This is a genomic window from Acinetobacter sp. YWS30-1, from assembly GCF_033558715.1.
Lineage (GTDB): Bacteria > Pseudomonadota > Gammaproteobacteria > Pseudomonadales > Moraxellaceae > Acinetobacter.
Window position 1 is genome coordinate 662,564 of sequence record NZ_CP114606.1, and the last position, 15,293, is coordinate 677,856.

Sequence of the window (15,293 nt, forward strand, 5' to 3'; positions counted from 1 at the left end):
GTGTTCAACAAGAACCCCGTGACGAGCGTGATTAATATTCTATTTTTATAGAAGTTCATAGTTTTCTCTTGTTATGGTAGTGTTGATAAAAAAAAAGTTGTTATTTGTATTAATTTTTATGATGCATATTTTGATAAAATCGATTTGCATCAATGTCTATAAAACAAAAACTGTAATAATTTAGATGCTGATGAGCGTTGATAAAATATCGAACCCAATTTGCTATTTTTACAGGTTTCATGAAGTGTCACTGTATCAGACACAATTAATTTTTTTTCTTCCCCTATATGATAACGATAAAGTTTTAAGTGAAATTTAGACTTATTTTTTAGGTGTTCTGCTTTATCAAGATGCAGAATGTAATACTGAGGATAGGTTGTAAAAAATTCTAACGGTTCTGTTGAAACACCATATTTTAAGTTAGATAAATAAAAGCTTCCCAATTGAGATGGATGAATAAAAATTTTATGTCCATCTACTGCTACTGCAATCGTCTGTTTTTGATCATTATATAAATGGCTGATGCATGTATCTCGATTTGCCTCTGATTGATATTGCTGTTGTTGTACAGGTAAAAAAACAGTTTGTGAAAATGCCATGGAACAGGGCAGAGTAAATATCAAAAGCTTAAGGCATATCGTTTTTATTTTAAAATTGAGCATAAAAAAACCATTGTAAATTTTTAATTAAAATTATTGTTTGATAGAATTATATACAATTTGACAAGAATGTGCGATATCTGCACTCAAAACAGTGAGCACATGATTCAAACGTAGTTACTCACTGATAAGGCGGTGAATGACTTCAGATTGATCACCTGATAGATCCATAATAGAGCTTGTGCTCAATGTACGTAGACCACTATAAATACATCCATGCGTTTACCAAGTTGCCTTTTAATATCGTAAAGATCATCAAGCGGATCTGTCTGACTGGGTAAGATCAAGGTTGAGGTTAACAGCGGTTCGCCAGGTTCCTGTAATAACATTTGGCAAACAGGATTGCTCGGAATAAGTAAGCCAATGGTTTTTTCTTGGAGCGCATCAAACAACGAGGCACTTCGTTAGTTACTAGAAGAATAAAAGTGCTCATGGCAGATGTATTATTTTTCAGCAAATAATATGCGGCATGATTAACTTTTTCATAAGTCGCAATAGTAGATAACTGATAGTGAAGAAGGGCATCTTGGTGCTTAGGGCTTAAGCTACCAGTCTGGACAATCTATTCATCGTATTTTTATACTTGATCTGGCAGCCCATTGTATAGGCTGCATCAGTTAGTTTAACAATTGCATCGCCAGTACGCATACATTTCATAGCTGTGAGATGAAACGCGGCTACAGATTATCTAGGTGTACATGCATATGCATTATAAATGCCTACCTCAGATCCTGTGCTGAGTTTATGGTGAGATAGACCGCATAGAACATGCAATCAATCACGCTAAATTTGTATAAATTTAATCAAGCATTTCACGAATAAATTCGTCGGATTGTAAATTTTTGCCACCGCGGGTACAGGCACAAATATAGCTAATGAAGCGGGCTGCATCACGTGGTAATTTAGCTTCACCTGAAAAATAGCGTTGTACTTGAGCATAGACATCGTCTTTAAAACTGCTGCCATCGCCACCTTCACCCGTTAGATTGTCGAGCGATACACGAAACTTACGTCCGAAGGCTTTAGAGAATAGCCATTCAATTGCCTGTGGCTTAATTTCCACCTGTTCAAACAAAGCTTGCTGCTCGGCAGTGCGCCCATCGGGTGCATACCAATAGCCCAGATCTGGTAATAAGCGACGTTTTTCACCTGCAATCGTCCAATGACTAATTTCATGTAGGGCACTATTAAAGAAGCCATGAGCGAATTGAATTCGGGCAGGCATATTGTCTGTGGCAGGGAAATATTCAGGTTCAAAATCGCCTTTAACCAAGGTCACATTCAGATGGGAAAACCAATGATTAAAGTGTAAGATGAGCCAATCAACCTGTTCTGATTCTGTTTGTAAATTGGCCCATGGCGAGAGTTGCACTTGTGGACGTGAGCTGTCAGAATTAGAGCTTGAAAGTGTGCTAACAAGTGATGAAACATTCACTTCTGTTTGCGGCTGCAACAGATGCATGACTGAAATTACCCAATTGGTCTGTCTAAATAAGTACAAAATTGTATCTTAATCTTTGACAGAGTTCTGATGAATTTGTAGAATTGCCGCCTTAATTATGTCAGCAAATACCTTTCCGGCACAGATTGAGCCGTTTAAATGGGCTGAACAGGGCTTTAAATGGTCAGGTCAACTGCCTTTATCCCGCTTTGTTCGTATTGCTCGTGAAGCTGTTGGATCAATTGATGATCAATTGATTAACATAGACTGTAAGCTATCAATGGATGCCTATCATCGCATTGCATGGTTGGATGGTCATGTTGAAACGAAAGTTCCAATGGAATGCCAGCGTTGTCTGGAGACCGTTGAAATCGAACTCGTTTCAGATTTTCATCTAGCTCTTGTGGATGATGAGTCACTGATAGAGCGCTTGGATGAGGATGCTGATTTCATCGTCTTAGGTGAAAGTGAAGCAACGACGAAGGGTTCATATGATGCACCTGCCACCGCTGACTTACTCGCACTGATAGAAGATGAATTGTTATTGTTGATGCCGCTGTCTCCTAAGCATGACGTTTGTGAGCATAAGCATCAACCTGCCGCAGAAGAAGTTGTTGAAGAAAAACGGGATAATCCGTTTGAAGTTTTGGCAGCTTTGAAGGGTAAACTTAACTAATTTTTGTGTTATACTCATGCGTATAAGACAATCGAATTTGTTCTGATCCATTTTTTCGATATTTGTAAGGAGCCATCATGGCCGTTCAGCAAAACCGTAAAAGTCGCTCTCGCCGTGACATGCGCCGTTCACATGACGCTTTAACTGAGAATGCATTAACTGTAGACCAAACTACTGGTGAAACTCATCGTCGTCACCACGTATCTAAAGATGGTATCTACCGTGGTCGTCAATTATTCGCTAAAGCATCTGCTGAATAATTGATGATGTATTAAGCGTTAAAGCTTAGTAGAAAAAATGGGAGCGTTAAGCTCCCTTTTTTTATGCCTGATTTTATGCACAGGTTTTGCGGTCATCCTGTGAAGTCGCGGTTTTTGTTGTATTTGGCAATTACCCAAGCCAAAATTACGTGTTAAATTGCGCTCCACAATGGGTAAGGTGATCTGATCGGCCAATTTTTAGGTCTAAGAAAAGATTCGCACCTCTTGAATGAAAGGATTTTATTTATGTCTGCTAAACAACTCGAACAAGCAGCTCAAGCAACTAAAACTGCATTTGTGTTCCCAGGCCAGGGTTCACAAAAAGTCGGCATGCTCGCTGAACTTGCAGAACAGTTTAGTGGTATCCGCAATACATTTGCTGAAGCATCTGAAGCGGTGGGTTTTGATCTGTGGCAGATTGCACAGACGGGTGAAGGTCTGGATCAAACCGAATTTACTCAACCGGTACTATTAACAGCATCCATTGCTTTATGGCGTGTATGGTTAGAGTTGGGTGGGGTAGCACCAAAATATATGGCGGGCCATTCACTCGGTGAATATAGCGCGTTAGTTGCAGCGGGTGCTTTAAGTCTGGGTGATGCAGTCAAGCTGGTGAACCTGCGTGGTAAGTTGATGCAAACTGCTGTACCTCAAGGCGTAGGTGCAATGGCAGCGATTCTGGGTCTGGATGATGCCAAAGTGATCGAGCTTTGTGCACAAGCAACAGCAGCAGGCGAAGGTTCAGTTGAAGCAGCCAACTATAATGCTCAGGGGCAAGTCGTAGTTGCCGGTAATAAAGAACGTGTAGAAGCCGTGATGGCACTAGCGAAAGAAAATGGCGGTAAAGCGATTGCACTGCCAGTTTCAGTTCCTTCACATTGTTCACTGATGAAACCTGCCGCTGAGCAGTTCGCAACAGCTTTGGAACAAACTGCCATTGAGATGCCACGCATACCTGTATTACAAAATGTAGGCGCAAAAGCAGCTGCGGACGTGAGTGAGCTTCGTCAGGCTTTGACTGAGCAGCTGTATGAGTCAGTACAATGGACTAAAACACTACAATTCCTTCAAGATGAAGGCGTTGAGTACATTGTAGAATGTGGCCCAGGTAATGTACTGGCCAATATGGCAAAACGTTTACCAAATATCGAAAAAGCACTTCCATTAGATACTCAATCTCGTCTGGAAGATGCGCTTAACACCGTATTGGTGGCAGAAGGGAAAATTGCATGACACAGGAACGTAAAGTTGCCTTGGTGACAGGTGCAAGCCGCGGCATTGGTGCTGCAATTGCACAACAATTAATTCAAGACGGTTATTTTGTCGTAGGTACTGCAACTTCTGAAGCGGGTGCAGAGAAACTTAACGTACAATTTGCTGAACATGGTGCCGGTAAAGTTTTAGATGTACGTGATGGTGCTGCGATTGATGCACTGGTCAGCGATATTGAGCAAAACTATGGTCCTGTGCTGGTACTGGTGAATAATGCCGGTATTACCAAAGACAATCTGTTATTGCGTATGTCGGAAGACGACTGGGATGATATTTTAAACATTCATCTGAAAGCTGTTTATCGTTTATCTAAACGTGTGCTGAAAGGTATGACTAAGGCACGTTTCGGCCGTATCATTAATATCAGTTCTGTGGTGGCGCATTTTGCTAACCCAGGTCAGGCGAACTATTCAGCTGCCAAAGCAGGTATTGAGGCGTTTGGTCGCAGTCTGGCTAAAGAAATGGGTAGTCGTCAGATTACTGTCAATGCTGTTGCACCAGGCTTTATCGCGACTGAAATGACTGAACAGTTAAGTGAAGAAATTCGCAAGAAAATGAGTGATCAAGTGGCTTTAAACCGTTTAGGTGATCCACAAGATATCGCGAATGCCGTAAGTTTCCTGGCATCGGACAAAGCCAGTTACATTACAGGTACAGTCATTCACGTTAATGGTGGTTTATACATGAGCTAAACGGCACATGTATTAACTTTCCAAATTTTATAGATTCAATTAAACTAACGGCATTAAAAACGCCACAAGCAATGAGGAGAATTCCTGTGAGCGATATCGAACAACGCGTTAAACAAGCGGTTGCAGAACAACTTGGTATTAAAGTCGAAGAGATTAAAAACGAAGCATCTTTCATGGATGACTTAGGTGCTGACTCTCTAGACCTAGTTGAACTTGTTATGTCTTTCGAAAATGACTTCGACATCACTATTCCTGATGAAGATTCTAACGAAATCACAACTGTTCAATCTGCTATTGACTATGTTACTAAAAAACTTGGTTAATACTGATTTTCAGCTTTGCTGAACCTAAAGACCACCGCAAGGTGGTTTTTTTGTGCCTGTAGAATAGAAATAGGGTGATTTTACAATCGATAACCTTTTGCTTACCAATGACTAACTTTGTATCTGCTGCTTTCCTTGTACAAATAAGAATGATCTGATGAATAACAAGAATGGAGTCCACTATGGGTCTTTTTGATTTTGTAAAAGGCATTGGTAAAAAGAACACTGCAGCTGCGGAACCACAACAGACACCGGCAGCAACTCAACAGGCACCTGCAGCTGCACCTAAGGCAGCACCGGCTGAACCTTCTGCACAGGAAATAGCAAATAAGTTGTTAGGGCATGTCAAAAGCCTAGGACTGCCAATTACAGGATTGTCGATCAGCTATAACTCAACCTCAGATCTGGCAACCGTACGCGGACAGGTACAAAGTCAGGCGGATCGTGAAAAGATTATTTTAGCGGTAGGAAATGTTGATCATGTCGCTAAAGTGGATGACCAGCTGACTGTAGCGAATCCGGAACCTGAAAGTAAGTTCTATACGGTTAAATCGGGTGATACCTTATCTAAAATTTCGAAAGAATTTTATGGTGATGCCAACCATTACAACAAGATTTTCGAGGCAAATCGCCCTTTACTGAAAAATGCGGATGATATTTTCCCGGGTCAGGTACTACGTATTCCTGCCTAGTTTTAGATAATCATCAATATAAATTAATAAAATTTTATTTTAAACTTATCTAATTCAGATAAACGGTTCACAACAAAGCCCCTTATGGGGTTTTGTTGTATCTACCACTTGAACCCTTGTCAGAATTAGATTCCTACATCCAGATATGAACTTTCCTTTACTTCTTCCATCACCACATAACTATGTGAGGAAGCAGAAGATGGGAGCTTTTTTAATAAATCCCCAAGCAGACGCCGGTAAGCACTCATTTCCTTTAGGCGTGCTTTCACCAGATAATCAAAATCTCCCGAGATCAGATGACATTCCAGCACTTCAGGAATTTCACTTAAGTCACGCGCGACCTGTTCAAATACATCACCGGATTTGGCAGAAAGTTTGATTTCCAGAAACACTAACAGGTTCTTTTCCAGCTTTTCCGGATTGAGCCGGGCATGGTAACCCATGATGATCCCATCCCGTTCCAGTCGCTTGACCCGCTCGGAACAAGGTGTGGTGGAGAGGTTGACTCGGGAGGCAAGTTCACTAATGGCAATGCGTCCATCGCGCTGCAAGATATCTAAAATCATGCGATCAATGCGGTCTAATTTACGCATCTATTATTCCCTTAATTTTTAAAAATGACGCGAAAAATCTAGTGAATTTGCTGAATATATTAGTTTAAAACAGTGAAATTCACTATTGATCCAAAAATATACTGGTGAAATAAACTATAAATGTCATTGAGGGTAATGTCATGCGCGTAATTGTATTAGGTGGTGGTGTCATTGGTGTAACAAGTGCCTACTATCTTGCGCAGCAGGGAGCAGAAGTGACTGTCCTTGACCGTCAGGCAGGTCCAGCTGAAGAAACCAGTTTTGGTAATGCAGGCCAGATTTCTCCTGGTTATTCGACACCGTGGGCAGCACCTGGCATTCCATTTAAAGCAGTGAAATGGATGTTCCAGCATCATGCACCATTGGCGATTAATGTCGATGGTAGTCTGTGGCAGTTACAGTGGATGGCTCAGATGCTGAAAAACTGTAATGCCCAGCATTATGCAGTGAATAAAGAACGTATGGTGCGGGTCGCTGAATATAGCCGTGACTGTTTACGTAATCTACGTCGTGATATCGGCATTTCTTATGAAAACCGTTCTAAAGGAACCTTGCAGATTTTTCGTAAGGAAGCACAGCTCGATGCAGTGCAACGTGATATCGAAGTGCTGAAAGAAACCGGCGTGGATTTTGAATTGCTGGATCGTGAACAGCTAGCAAAAGTTGAACCGGCACTGGCAGAAGCTAAAGATAAACTGGTAGGTGGTTTGCATCTGCCAAATGATGAAACTGGAGACTGCTACCTGTTCACCAATGCGCTGGCCAATTATGCCAAAGGCATGGGCGTACAGTTCAAGTTTAACCAGCATGTTGAAAAACTGCTGTTTGAAGGTGACCAGATTAAAGGTGTGCTGGTCAACGGTCAGGTATTGACCGCAGATAAATATGTGCTGGCTTTCGGTAGCTATTCCCGTGATTTCCTGAAGCCGTTACACCTGGATCTGCCGGTGTATCCGGTTAAAGGTTATTCATTGACCATTCCAATTGTGGATCAGACTCATGCACCGCAATCGACTGTGCTGGATGAAACTTACAAGATTGCATTGACTCGTTTTGATCAGCGCATCCGTGTCGGTGGTATGGCAGAGCTGACAGGCTTTAATTTGGGTCTGAATGAAGATCGTCGCGCAACCTTGGAAATGGTCACTCGTGACCTGTTCCCGGGCGGCGATATGGCGCAGGCCAGTTTCTGGACCGGCTTACGTCCAATGACGCCGGATAGTACACCAATTATTGGACCGACACGCTTTAACAATCTGTTCCTGAATACTGGGCACGGTACGCTTGGCTGGACCATGGCCTGTGGCTCAGGAAAGCTGATCAGTGATCTGGTACTGGGTCAAGCACCTGAGATTAGTACTGAAGGCTTGTCGCTGAATCGTTATCAGCAGGTTGCTTAAGCTTTTAAGGATTATCAGTTTCAGGGAAGAAATTTATGCCACGTCCAATACACGCGGTGATTCATCAACAGGCATTGCAACATAACCTGCAAGTTGCACGTTCCTGCGCACCTCAAAGCCAGGTCTTTGCAGTGGTTAAAGCTGATGCCTATGGGCACGGTATTGAGCGGGTTTATCCCGCATTAAAAAGTGCTGATGGTTTTGCCTTTCTGGATCTTACTGAAGGAAAGCGTTTGCGTGCCTTAGGCTGTGACAAACCCTTATTGTTACTGGAAGGCATTTTTGGCCTTGAAGATTTATTCGACTGCGCCAAGTACGGGATAAGTTTTGCAATTCATGCCCAGCATCAACTGGAATGGTTAAAAACCTTTGTCGACTTACAACCAGACGTACAGTTTGATGTCTTTTTAAAAATGAATAGCGGAATGAACCGGCTCGGTTTTGTACCTGAGCAGTATCCTGTGGCTTTTCAGGAATTAAAGAGCATTGAGCAAGTACGCTCCATCAGTCATATGACCCATTTCTCCGATGCGGATGGCATGCGATTTGGACAGGAAGGTATTGAACATCAACAACTGGTCTTTACCGAAACCATTCAAAATCTGCCGGGCAAAACTTCACTCAGTAATAGTGCTGCCATTCTGCGTCATCATCAGCATATACAGTCAGACATTGTACGTAGCGGCATCATGCTTTACGGCAGCTCACCTGACTATCCCGCCCATACGATTGATCACTGGAACTTAAAGCCGACCATGAGTCTGCGTAGCGAACTGATCGCGATTCAGCAGGTTCGGGCAGGAGACAGCATTGGTTATGGCTCTACTTTTATAGTTGAGCAAGATATGCAGATTGGAATTGTGGCCTGTGGTTATGCGGATGGTTATCAGCGAATCACACAAACTGGAACACCAGTTTTGGTAGATGGGATTCGAACCCAAACGGTCGGTCGCGTCAGTATGGATATGCTGGCGGTTGATCTAGGTTCTGTACCTGATGCGCAGATTGGTAGCGAAGTTGTGCTGTGGGGACAATCCATACACGGCACAGTATTGCCGATTGATGAAGTGGCCGCGGGTTCGGGTACGGTTGGCTATGAGCTGATGTGTGCCATTACTCAACGTGTGCCCGTGCAGATTGAAAGCTAAAGATTAAACAAATATTAGAAATAAGAGAGGATAAAATTATGACGGAACATGCAGATATTCAGCGTTTGAACAGCAATCAGGTGATGAGTGCTGTCACCATTCACAATAAAACGGTGTATTTATCAGGGCAGGTGCCGGACAGCACCAGTCTAGATATTCGTGGTCAAACGCGTGAAGTGCTCATGAAGATTGATCAACTCCTTAAACTGGCAGGTACAGACAAAAGCCGTCTGTTATCTGCACAGCTCTTTGTTAAAAACCTGGAAGACTTTCAAACCGTCAATGCACTCTGGATTGAATGGCTCGAGGGATGTGGCACACCAGCACGCGCAACCATTCAGGCGGATCTGGTAAATCCCGCCTGGTTAATTGAAATTGCAGTGATTGCAGCACTCCCTTAAGTTGCTTCAGATTTTTATATCTCCCAACTTGATTTTGTAAGCACATCAGGCCTGATCATTTAATCCATTAAATGAAACTGCATCTGCAATCAGGATTTCAGGAAGAAATCCGATCAGATAAGCGAAGGCTTGATGTGAAAAAGGAACCGAATATGAATACAGCCTCTTCTAAAGATGATGCATCATCATCTCCCCATGAATTACAACGTAAGCTCTCTAACCGCCATTTGCAGTTAATTGCCATTGGTGGTGCCATTGGTACAGGCCTGTTTATGGGTTCTGGTAAAACGATTGCACTGGCAGGGCCTTCAATCTTGTTTATCTACATGATTATTGGAGCCATGTTCTTTTTCCTGATGCGTGCATTAGGGGAAATCCTGTTATCCAATTTGCACTATAAATCCTTCATTGATATGGCGCATGACCTGATTGGTCCGGGGGCTGGCTATTATATTGGCTGGTCGTACTGGCTGGGCTGGATTCTGGTCGGTATTGCCGACTTAGCGGCAATTATCAATTATCTGAATTTCTGGCTGCCACCCGATATGGCTTTTACACCCATGGGACAGGCCATGATCAGTGCGGGCTGTGTATTGCTGGTACTGGGAATTAACCTGCTGACCGTGAAGCTGTTTGGTGAAATCGAGTTTTGGTTCGCCCTGATTAAAATTCTGGCGATTCTGGGCCTGATTGTGATTGGCGGATATATGATCTTCAGCGACTTCCAGGCACCAAGTGGATCGGCTGCCAGCCTGACCAATGTCTGGGCCTATGATGGTATGTTCCCTAAGGGCACAATGGGCTTTCTGGCTGGCTTCCAGATTGCGATGTTTGCTTTCGTAGGTGTAGAGCTGCTGGGTACGATGGCGGCTGAAACCAAGGATCCGGAAAAGAACTTGCCTAAAGCAGTGAATGCGATTCCTACGCGAATCATCCTGTTCTATGTATTGTCTCTGCTGGTGATTATGTCTGTAACGCCGTGGGTAGAAATTCCTGCTGATCAAAGCCCTTTCGTGACCCTTTTCCTGCATGCGGGTATTCCAGTGTCAGCCATTATCATGAATCTGGTGGTGCTGTCTTCTGTGATGTCCTCCATGAATAGTGGCGTGTTCTCTACCAGCCGGATGCTGTTTGGTCTGGCACGTGATGGTCAGGCACCTCAGGCTTTGGCTGAGCTTTCAAGTCGCGCAGTTCCGGCTAAAGGTCTGTTATTTTCTTGTGCCTTTATTATGGCAGGTGCGACTTTCCAGTACTTTGTACCGAACACGATGGAAGCCTTTACGCTGGCCAGCTCACTCTGTGTGATTCTGTTTATCAGTATCTGGGGGCTGATTATGGTGTGTTATATCCGTTACCGTAAACAGCAACCTGAAAAACATGCCACTTCGACCTTCAAGATGCCGGGCGGAATCTGGATGTCCTATCTGGTGCTAATCTTCTTGTTCTTTGCCTTAGTTATTTTAAGTCTGGAAGCAGATACCATGAAAGCACTGATGATTAGCCCGCTGTGGTTGGTGATTTTGTTCGCCACCTATCATACTTTGTATAAACCACGTCTTCGTAAACGTCAGCAACTTCTCTCCGGAGAATAAAGTGCAGACATAAAAAATCCCCGATCAATCGGGGATTTTTTATTTTAGGGAATTTTAGAAAGTAGGTTTTACCACCACTAAAATCACTACTGCAAACAGGATCAAGGTTGGCATTTCATTAAAGAAGCGCCAGAACTTGTGTGACTTGTAATGGGCATTTTCCATCAGTTTCTTACGATAATAACCACATACCAAATGGTAAATGACTAGCAAGCCAACCAAGCCGACTTTCAGATAGAACCATAAGGCTTCATGGTAATGACGCGTTGCATCACCCCAATCGACTAGAAAGTGTGCTGTGATCAGCGTGGCGACCATAGCTGGCCACATAATCCCGCGATACAGCTTGCGTTCCATAATTTCAAAGCGTTGATGACTTACGACATCTTCGCTCATGGCATGGTAGACATAAAGCCGTGGCAGATAGAACAATGCAGCAAACCAGCAAACCACAGCAATAATATGTAATGCTTTTACCCACAAGAAAGCATCAGAAGGAGCATCCATCAAGTCACCCTAAAATGGGCGGCTTAGCCTTCCCATTTTTTGAAAACGAGACAAGCATTTACGCCGCCGAAACCGAAACTGTTACTCATCACAGTATTCAATTTTGCGTCACGTTTTTCAAGTACGATATCAAATGGTTTTGCGCCTTCATCCAGTTCAGTCACATTGATGTTTGGTGCAATAAAGTCATTTTGCATCATCAGGATAGAGTAGATCGCTTCCTGTACACCTGCAGCACCCAGGCTGTGACCTGTCATAGATTTAGTCGAGCTGAGTGGAGGAACCTGACCTTCACCGAAGGCACGTGCCATAGCTTTAAGTTCAGTAACATCACCTGCTGGGGTAGAAGTACCATGTGTATTCACATAGTCAATTTTATCTACACCATGCTGTTTGGCTTCTTCTAGAGCCATCAGGATACAACGTGTTGCACCTTCGCCAGATGGAGCAACCATGTCAGCACCATCAGAGTTAGCTGCATAAGCCACAACCTCAGCCAGAATATTCGCGCCACGTGCCTGAGCATGTTCCAGTGACTCAAGCACCACAAAACCGCCACCACCAGCAATCACGAAACCGTCACGGTCTGCTGAATATGGACGAGAAGCTGTTTCAGGTGTGTCGTTGTATTTAGAGCACAGTGCACCCATCGCATCAAACAGCAGGCTTTGAGACCAGTGATCTTCTTCGCCACCACCGGCAAGCATTAGATCCTGTTTGCCTAATTGAATCAGGTTATAAGCATAACCAATGGCATCGGCAGAAGTTGCGCAGGCGCTGGTAATCGAGTGGGCAATCCCTTGTAATTTGAATGCCACACCGACGTTTGCTGTAATGGTATTCGACATGTTACGTGGTACGAAGAATGGACCAACTTTGCGTGCGCCTTTTTCTTCCAGCAATTTTGTCATTTCTACTACAGAAGCTGTCGAGTTGCCACCTGAACCACCCGCAATACCATAACGTGGATTATTCGCCAGATCTTCCTGCTTTAAACCCGCATGCTCAACAGCAGCCACAGCAGCATTATAGGCATACATCGCGCACACGCCCATAAAGCGTTTCAGCTTACGGTCAATACCATCAAAATCCTGTTCAGCAGCAGCGCTAACATGACTCTTGAAATTCAGTTCAGCATAAGTCGGATTAAAACGTGTTCCTGAAATCCCGTTTTGTAAAGAGTGATTCACATCCTCTAATGTATTACCAATGCACGAGTTAATACCCATACCAGTGATGACAACACGTTTCATCTACAGATCCTTATAGTTTATCTCTGGGGCAGCGGGAGATATCTGGCGTTGATAAGACAGCAAAATATAGCGCTGACCCCTATTTCACAATGCAGAACATCATAGCAGAAAGATTTTTGAAATCTTATGGCAAATGTTATGCCGTGTGACAGTAGGTTGAGTTTATAAAGTACTGTGTAGAGCTTTTACTAAATGAAACAGAATAAGGTTGAGATAAATGCTGACTACACCTAGTATTTATACCAAATACAAGCACGTGCATGCTGAGGTAAAAAATGGTAAATGCTAATAATAAACAATCTAATGGTCTGATTTCGAATGCCTTTGGAGTGGCGAAAAAGTTCAGTTCAACAGGTTTGGAACTGTTAAATCATGTTGCACCAGATTCTGTGACTAAAACCTTCAATACCGATCATGCTGTTGATGGCTCGGCAAAAGTCAAAAGCCCTTTTGCTTCAAAAAAATATGAAAATCCTAAAGACATGCTACGCGAACATCTTCCAAATGTTTCCCGTCAGCTGCTGGGCCGTCGTTTTAATACCGTGAATAATGTCGCGCATTTTGTTTCTCCCCAGCTGGCCGACAAAGTATCTGATTACTTTTATAATCACCTGAATCAGTTCAGCAATCAGATGAGTTCGGTTGATGCCATTCTGAATGAAGCAGGGGCGAAGGATCTGGAAGAACTGACTCAGGATACTACGCGTTCTCAACGCATTTCTCAGGCATTTGCTGAACAAAATAAATGGATGGCGACAGTACAAGGTGCGGTAAGTGGTGTCACTGGGGTATTGGGAACTGCGATTGATATTCCAGCTTCTTTACTGATGGCACTGCGTACCATCTATCAAGTGGGACGTTCTTATGGTTTTGATTTGAGCAAGGAAGATGATCAGGAAATCGTACAGCATATCTTTAGACAGATTGATCTCAGTCTGATTGCAGAAAAACAAGCACTCTTAATGGGGCTTAAAGCGCTGAGCAGTACCTTAAAGACACATGACCTGTCCCAGCTACAGACCATGCTCGGGTCAAGCAATGATATAGAAACACTGAAAAAATGGCTCAGTAATCAGGATGGCAGCATGAAGTGGGAATGGATGAACCATTTTCCGAAACTGTCTTTATTAGAGCAGCTAACCAAACTGACTCCATTGGCAAGTGCAGGGATTGGTGCAGTCTATAGCCATCGCTTTGTGAATGATGTGAACCAGAAAGCTCAAGAAGTATTCTCGCATGCTCGTCAGTATTTGCAGCAGCATCAGGATCTAGGTTTGTCGCCATATGCTGCCTATGAAAAAGCCGTTGACCTGCTCCAGCAGGCGACCCCGAAGCTGATGGAAAATCTTGATCATTCAGCCGCTGATAAAGATAAGCCAATTCTAGATAAAGAAATCCCAATTGAAGGCAATCAAACCATCAAGCAAGTCAAACTGGTTAAGAAAGAGCAGGAAAGCTTGAGCCCGGAAGAAGCTGAAGTGAAAAAAGATGAAAAGGTCAGTGAAGGTCTGGATGAATTGACCGATAAACTGGTTGAACATGCCGACGCTAGACAGGAACAAAAACCGGCTATTCCAAAAGATTCTTTTGATGCAGATGCAGCCCTAGAAGAAGAGCTCGGCTTGCAGGAAAATGACACAGAAATGTTACAGGCAGCCGCTGAAGAAGAGACGGATACAAACAATCCAGAAAACTCCGAGACTGCAGACAAACAAACGCAAGCTAAGGAAACTACGGAAGATGTTACAAAAAATGCTGCCACGAAATCGAAAAAATGAATGATTTTCACCATAAAATAAACGCTTAAAGTCGAGATGCGATCGTGTTTTGCCTGACTCCGGCATATTGACCGATTTTGCATCTTGACATACAATTGCATGCCCTCAAAAAGTAGTATTTTTTTGGGGCTTTTTATTAACGGGAGAATTGCCACATGGCAACAACAAATCAGTTGATCCGTAAGGGTCGTACGACTTTAGTTGAAAAATCTAAAGTTCCTGCGTTGAAGGCTTGTCCACAGCGCCGTGGTGTTTGTACACGTGTTTACACAACTACACCTAAAAAACCTAACTCAGCAATGCGTAAAGTTTGCCGTGTTCGCTTAACTTCAGGTTTCGAAGTTTCTAGCTACATCGGTGGTGAAGGCCATAACCTGCAAGAGCACAGTGTTGTTCTTATCCGTGGTGGTCGTGTTAAAGACTTACCAGGTGTACGTTACCATACCGTTCGTGGTTCTTTAGACTGTGCTGGTGTTAAAGATCGTAACCAAGCTCGTTCTAAATACGGTACTAAACGTCCTAAGAAATAATCTTTCGAGATTAAGCTCTTAGTTCGCTAGAACTGCAATCCTTTATCGTCTCGCTTGTCTGATTTCTGCATTTAAT

17 protein-coding genes and 1 pseudogene are annotated in these 15,293 nt (G+C 43.2%); 12 read left to right on the forward strand and 6 right to left on the reverse strand.

Features of this window, described 5'->3' with window-relative positions; genetic code table 11:
• Window positions 1–149: 149 nt before the first annotated feature.
• From O4M77_RS03070 to O4M77_RS03080, 3 genes and pseudogenes are all read right to left on the reverse strand, one after another.
• Window positions 150–599: a hypothetical protein gene (locus O4M77_RS03070; protein ID WP_323713807.1), complete on the reverse strand. Its 450-nt coding sequence runs from the start codon at window positions 597–599 to the stop codon at window positions 150–152.
• Window positions 600–776: 177 nt separating this feature from the next.
• Window positions 777–1,327: pseudogene (locus tag O4M77_RS03075) on the reverse strand (Sua5/YciO/YrdC/YwlC family protein).
• A gap of 131 nt (window positions 1,328–1,458) precedes the next feature.
• Window positions 1,459–2,121, reverse strand: coding sequence for an elongation factor P hydroxylase (locus tag O4M77_RS03080; protein WP_323713808.1), 663 nt, complete (start codon window positions 2,119–2,121; stop codon window positions 1,459–1,461).
• Between the two features lie 97 nt (window positions 2,122–2,218).
• Here O4M77_RS03080 and O4M77_RS03085 point away from each other — a divergent pair, with 97 nt between their 5' ends.
• The 6 genes from O4M77_RS03085 to lysM all read left to right on the forward strand — a co-directional run bounded on the left by O4M77_RS03085 (window position 2,219) and on the right by lysM (window position 6,015).
• Window positions 2,219–2,776, forward strand: coding sequence for a YceD family protein (locus tag O4M77_RS03085; protein ID WP_004783305.1), 558 nt, complete (start codon window positions 2,219–2,221; stop codon window positions 2,774–2,776).
• Between the two features lie 77 nt (window positions 2,777–2,853).
• Window positions 2,854–3,036, forward strand: a complete 183-nt coding sequence (rpmF, locus tag O4M77_RS03090; RefSeq protein WP_004783304.1) for a 50S ribosomal protein L32 — start codon at window positions 2,854–2,856, stop codon at window positions 3,034–3,036.
• A 246-nt stretch (window positions 3,037–3,282) separates the two neighbouring features.
• Window positions 3,283–4,269, forward strand: a complete 987-nt coding sequence (gene fabD, locus O4M77_RS03095) for an ACP S-malonyltransferase (protein ID WP_125278771.1) — start codon at window positions 3,283–3,285, stop codon at window positions 4,267–4,269.
• Window positions 4,266–5,000 carry a 3-oxoacyl-ACP reductase FabG gene (gene fabG, locus O4M77_RS03100; protein ID WP_159123542.1) on the forward strand — a complete coding sequence of 245 codons (735 nt, stop codon included), beginning with the start codon at window positions 4,266–4,268 and terminating at the stop codon, window positions 4,998–5,000. Before fabD ends, fabG begins: the two co-directional genes overlap by 4 nt.
• An 86-nt stretch (window positions 5,001–5,086) precedes the next feature.
• A complete protein-coding gene (gene acpP / locus O4M77_RS03105) occupies window positions 5,087–5,323 on the forward strand; it encodes an acyl carrier protein (protein ID WP_004783299.1) in 237 nt (78 codons plus the stop codon).
• 182 nt (window positions 5,324–5,505) lie between these two features.
• On the forward strand, window positions 5,506–6,015 hold the full coding sequence (lysM, locus tag O4M77_RS03110) for a peptidoglycan-binding protein LysM (RefSeq protein WP_180017045.1): 510 nt from the start codon (window positions 5,506–5,508) through the stop codon (window positions 6,013–6,015).
• Between the two features lie 125 nt (window positions 6,016–6,140).
• Here the strand turns inward: lysM and O4M77_RS03115 are convergent, their stop codons facing one another.
• Window positions 6,141–6,608, reverse strand: coding sequence for an Lrp/AsnC ligand binding domain-containing protein (locus O4M77_RS03115; RefSeq protein ID WP_004783295.1), 468 nt, complete (start codon window positions 6,606–6,608; stop codon window positions 6,141–6,143).
• 140 nt (window positions 6,609–6,748) lie between these two features.
• Here O4M77_RS03115 and O4M77_RS03120 point away from each other — a divergent pair, with 140 nt between their 5' ends.
• From O4M77_RS03120 to O4M77_RS03135, 4 genes are all read left to right on the forward strand, one after another.
• The gene (locus O4M77_RS03120) at window positions 6,749–8,008 is read left to right on the forward strand and encodes a D-amino acid dehydrogenase (RefSeq protein ID WP_034701616.1); all 1,260 of its coding nucleotides are present in this window, start codon (window positions 6,749–6,751) and stop codon (window positions 8,006–8,008) included.
• A 35-nt stretch (window positions 8,009–8,043) separates the two neighbouring features.
• On the forward strand, window positions 8,044–9,156 hold the full coding sequence (gene alr / locus O4M77_RS03125; protein WP_323713809.1) for an alanine racemase: 1,113 nt from the start codon (window positions 8,044–8,046) through the stop codon (window positions 9,154–9,156).
• A 38-nt stretch (window positions 9,157–9,194) separates the two neighbouring features.
• Window positions 9,195–9,557: a RidA family protein gene (locus O4M77_RS03130; protein WP_323713810.1), complete on the forward strand. Its 363-nt coding sequence runs from the start codon at window positions 9,195–9,197 to the stop codon at window positions 9,555–9,557.
• A gap of 152 nt (window positions 9,558–9,709) precedes the next feature.
• On the forward strand, window positions 9,710–11,149 hold the full coding sequence (locus tag O4M77_RS03135) for an amino acid permease (RefSeq protein WP_323713811.1): 1,440 nt from the start codon (window positions 9,710–9,712) through the stop codon (window positions 11,147–11,149).
• Between the two features lie 54 nt (window positions 11,150–11,203).
• On the opposite strand, the gene O4M77_RS03140 is transcribed toward O4M77_RS03135, so the two are convergent.
• Complete coding sequence (locus O4M77_RS03140) at window positions 11,204–11,656, reverse strand: CopD family protein (protein ID WP_004783286.1); 453 nt, start codon at window positions 11,654–11,656, stop codon at window positions 11,204–11,206.
• Between the two features lie 23 nt (window positions 11,657–11,679).
• Complete coding sequence (locus O4M77_RS03145; protein WP_005234293.1) at window positions 11,680–12,909, reverse strand: beta-ketoacyl synthase N-terminal-like domain-containing protein; 1,230 nt, start codon at window positions 12,907–12,909, stop codon at window positions 11,680–11,682.
• A gap of 275 nt (window positions 12,910–13,184) precedes the next feature.
• On the opposite strand from O4M77_RS03145, the gene O4M77_RS03150 reads away from it, so the two are divergent.
• Window positions 13,185–14,687, forward strand: coding sequence for an EcsC family protein (locus O4M77_RS03150; RefSeq protein WP_180053772.1), 1,503 nt, complete (start codon window positions 13,185–13,187; stop codon window positions 14,685–14,687).
• Window positions 14,688–14,842: 155 nt separating this feature from the next.
• Complete coding sequence (gene rpsL, locus O4M77_RS03155; protein ID WP_004783283.1) at window positions 14,843–15,217, forward strand: 30S ribosomal protein S12; 375 nt, start codon at window positions 14,843–14,845, stop codon at window positions 15,215–15,217.
• Window positions 15,218–15,293 lie beyond the last annotated feature (76 nt).

Coding starts and splice junctions, on each gene's coding strand:
- O4M77_RS03070 (WP_323713807.1), bottom strand. CDS start 599: ATGGCATTTTCACAAACTGTTTTTTTACCTGTACAACAACAGCAATAT.
- O4M77_RS03080 (WP_323713808.1), bottom strand. CDS start 2,121: ATGCATCTGTTGCAGCCGCAAACAGAAGTGAATGTTTCATCACTTGTT.
- O4M77_RS03085 (WP_004783305.1), top strand. CDS start 2,219: ATGTCAGCAAATACCTTTCCGGCACAGATTGAGCCGTTTAAATGGGCT.
- rpmF (WP_004783304.1), top strand. CDS start 2,854: ATGGCCGTTCAGCAAAACCGTAAAAGTCGCTCTCGCCGTGACATGCGC.
- fabD (WP_125278771.1), top strand. CDS start 3,283: ATGTCTGCTAAACAACTCGAACAAGCAGCTCAAGCAACTAAAACTGCA.
- fabG (WP_159123542.1), top strand. CDS start 4,266: ATGACACAGGAACGTAAAGTTGCCTTGGTGACAGGTGCAAGCCGCGGC.
- lysM (WP_180017045.1), top strand. CDS start 5,506: ATGGGTCTTTTTGATTTTGTAAAAGGCATTGGTAAAAAGAACACTGCA.
- O4M77_RS03115 (WP_004783295.1), bottom strand. CDS start 6,608: ATGCGTAAATTAGACCGCATTGATCGCATGATTTTAGATATCTTGCAG.
- O4M77_RS03120 (WP_034701616.1), top strand. CDS start 6,749: ATGCGCGTAATTGTATTAGGTGGTGGTGTCATTGGTGTAACAAGTGCC.
- alr (WP_323713809.1), top strand. CDS start 8,044: ATGCCACGTCCAATACACGCGGTGATTCATCAACAGGCATTGCAACAT.
- O4M77_RS03130 (WP_323713810.1), top strand. CDS start 9,195: ATGACGGAACATGCAGATATTCAGCGTTTGAACAGCAATCAGGTGATG.
- O4M77_RS03135 (WP_323713811.1), top strand. CDS start 9,710: ATGAATACAGCCTCTTCTAAAGATGATGCATCATCATCTCCCCATGAA.
- O4M77_RS03140 (WP_004783286.1), bottom strand. CDS start 11,656: ATGGATGCTCCTTCTGATGCTTTCTTGTGGGTAAAAGCATTACATATT.
- O4M77_RS03145 (WP_005234293.1), bottom strand. CDS start 12,909: ATGAAACGTGTTGTCATCACTGGTATGGGTATTAACTCGTGCATTGGT.
- O4M77_RS03150 (WP_180053772.1), top strand. CDS start 13,185: ATGGTAAATGCTAATAATAAACAATCTAATGGTCTGATTTCGAATGCC.
- rpsL (WP_004783283.1), top strand. CDS start 14,843: ATGGCAACAACAAATCAGTTGATCCGTAAGGGTCGTACGACTTTAGTT.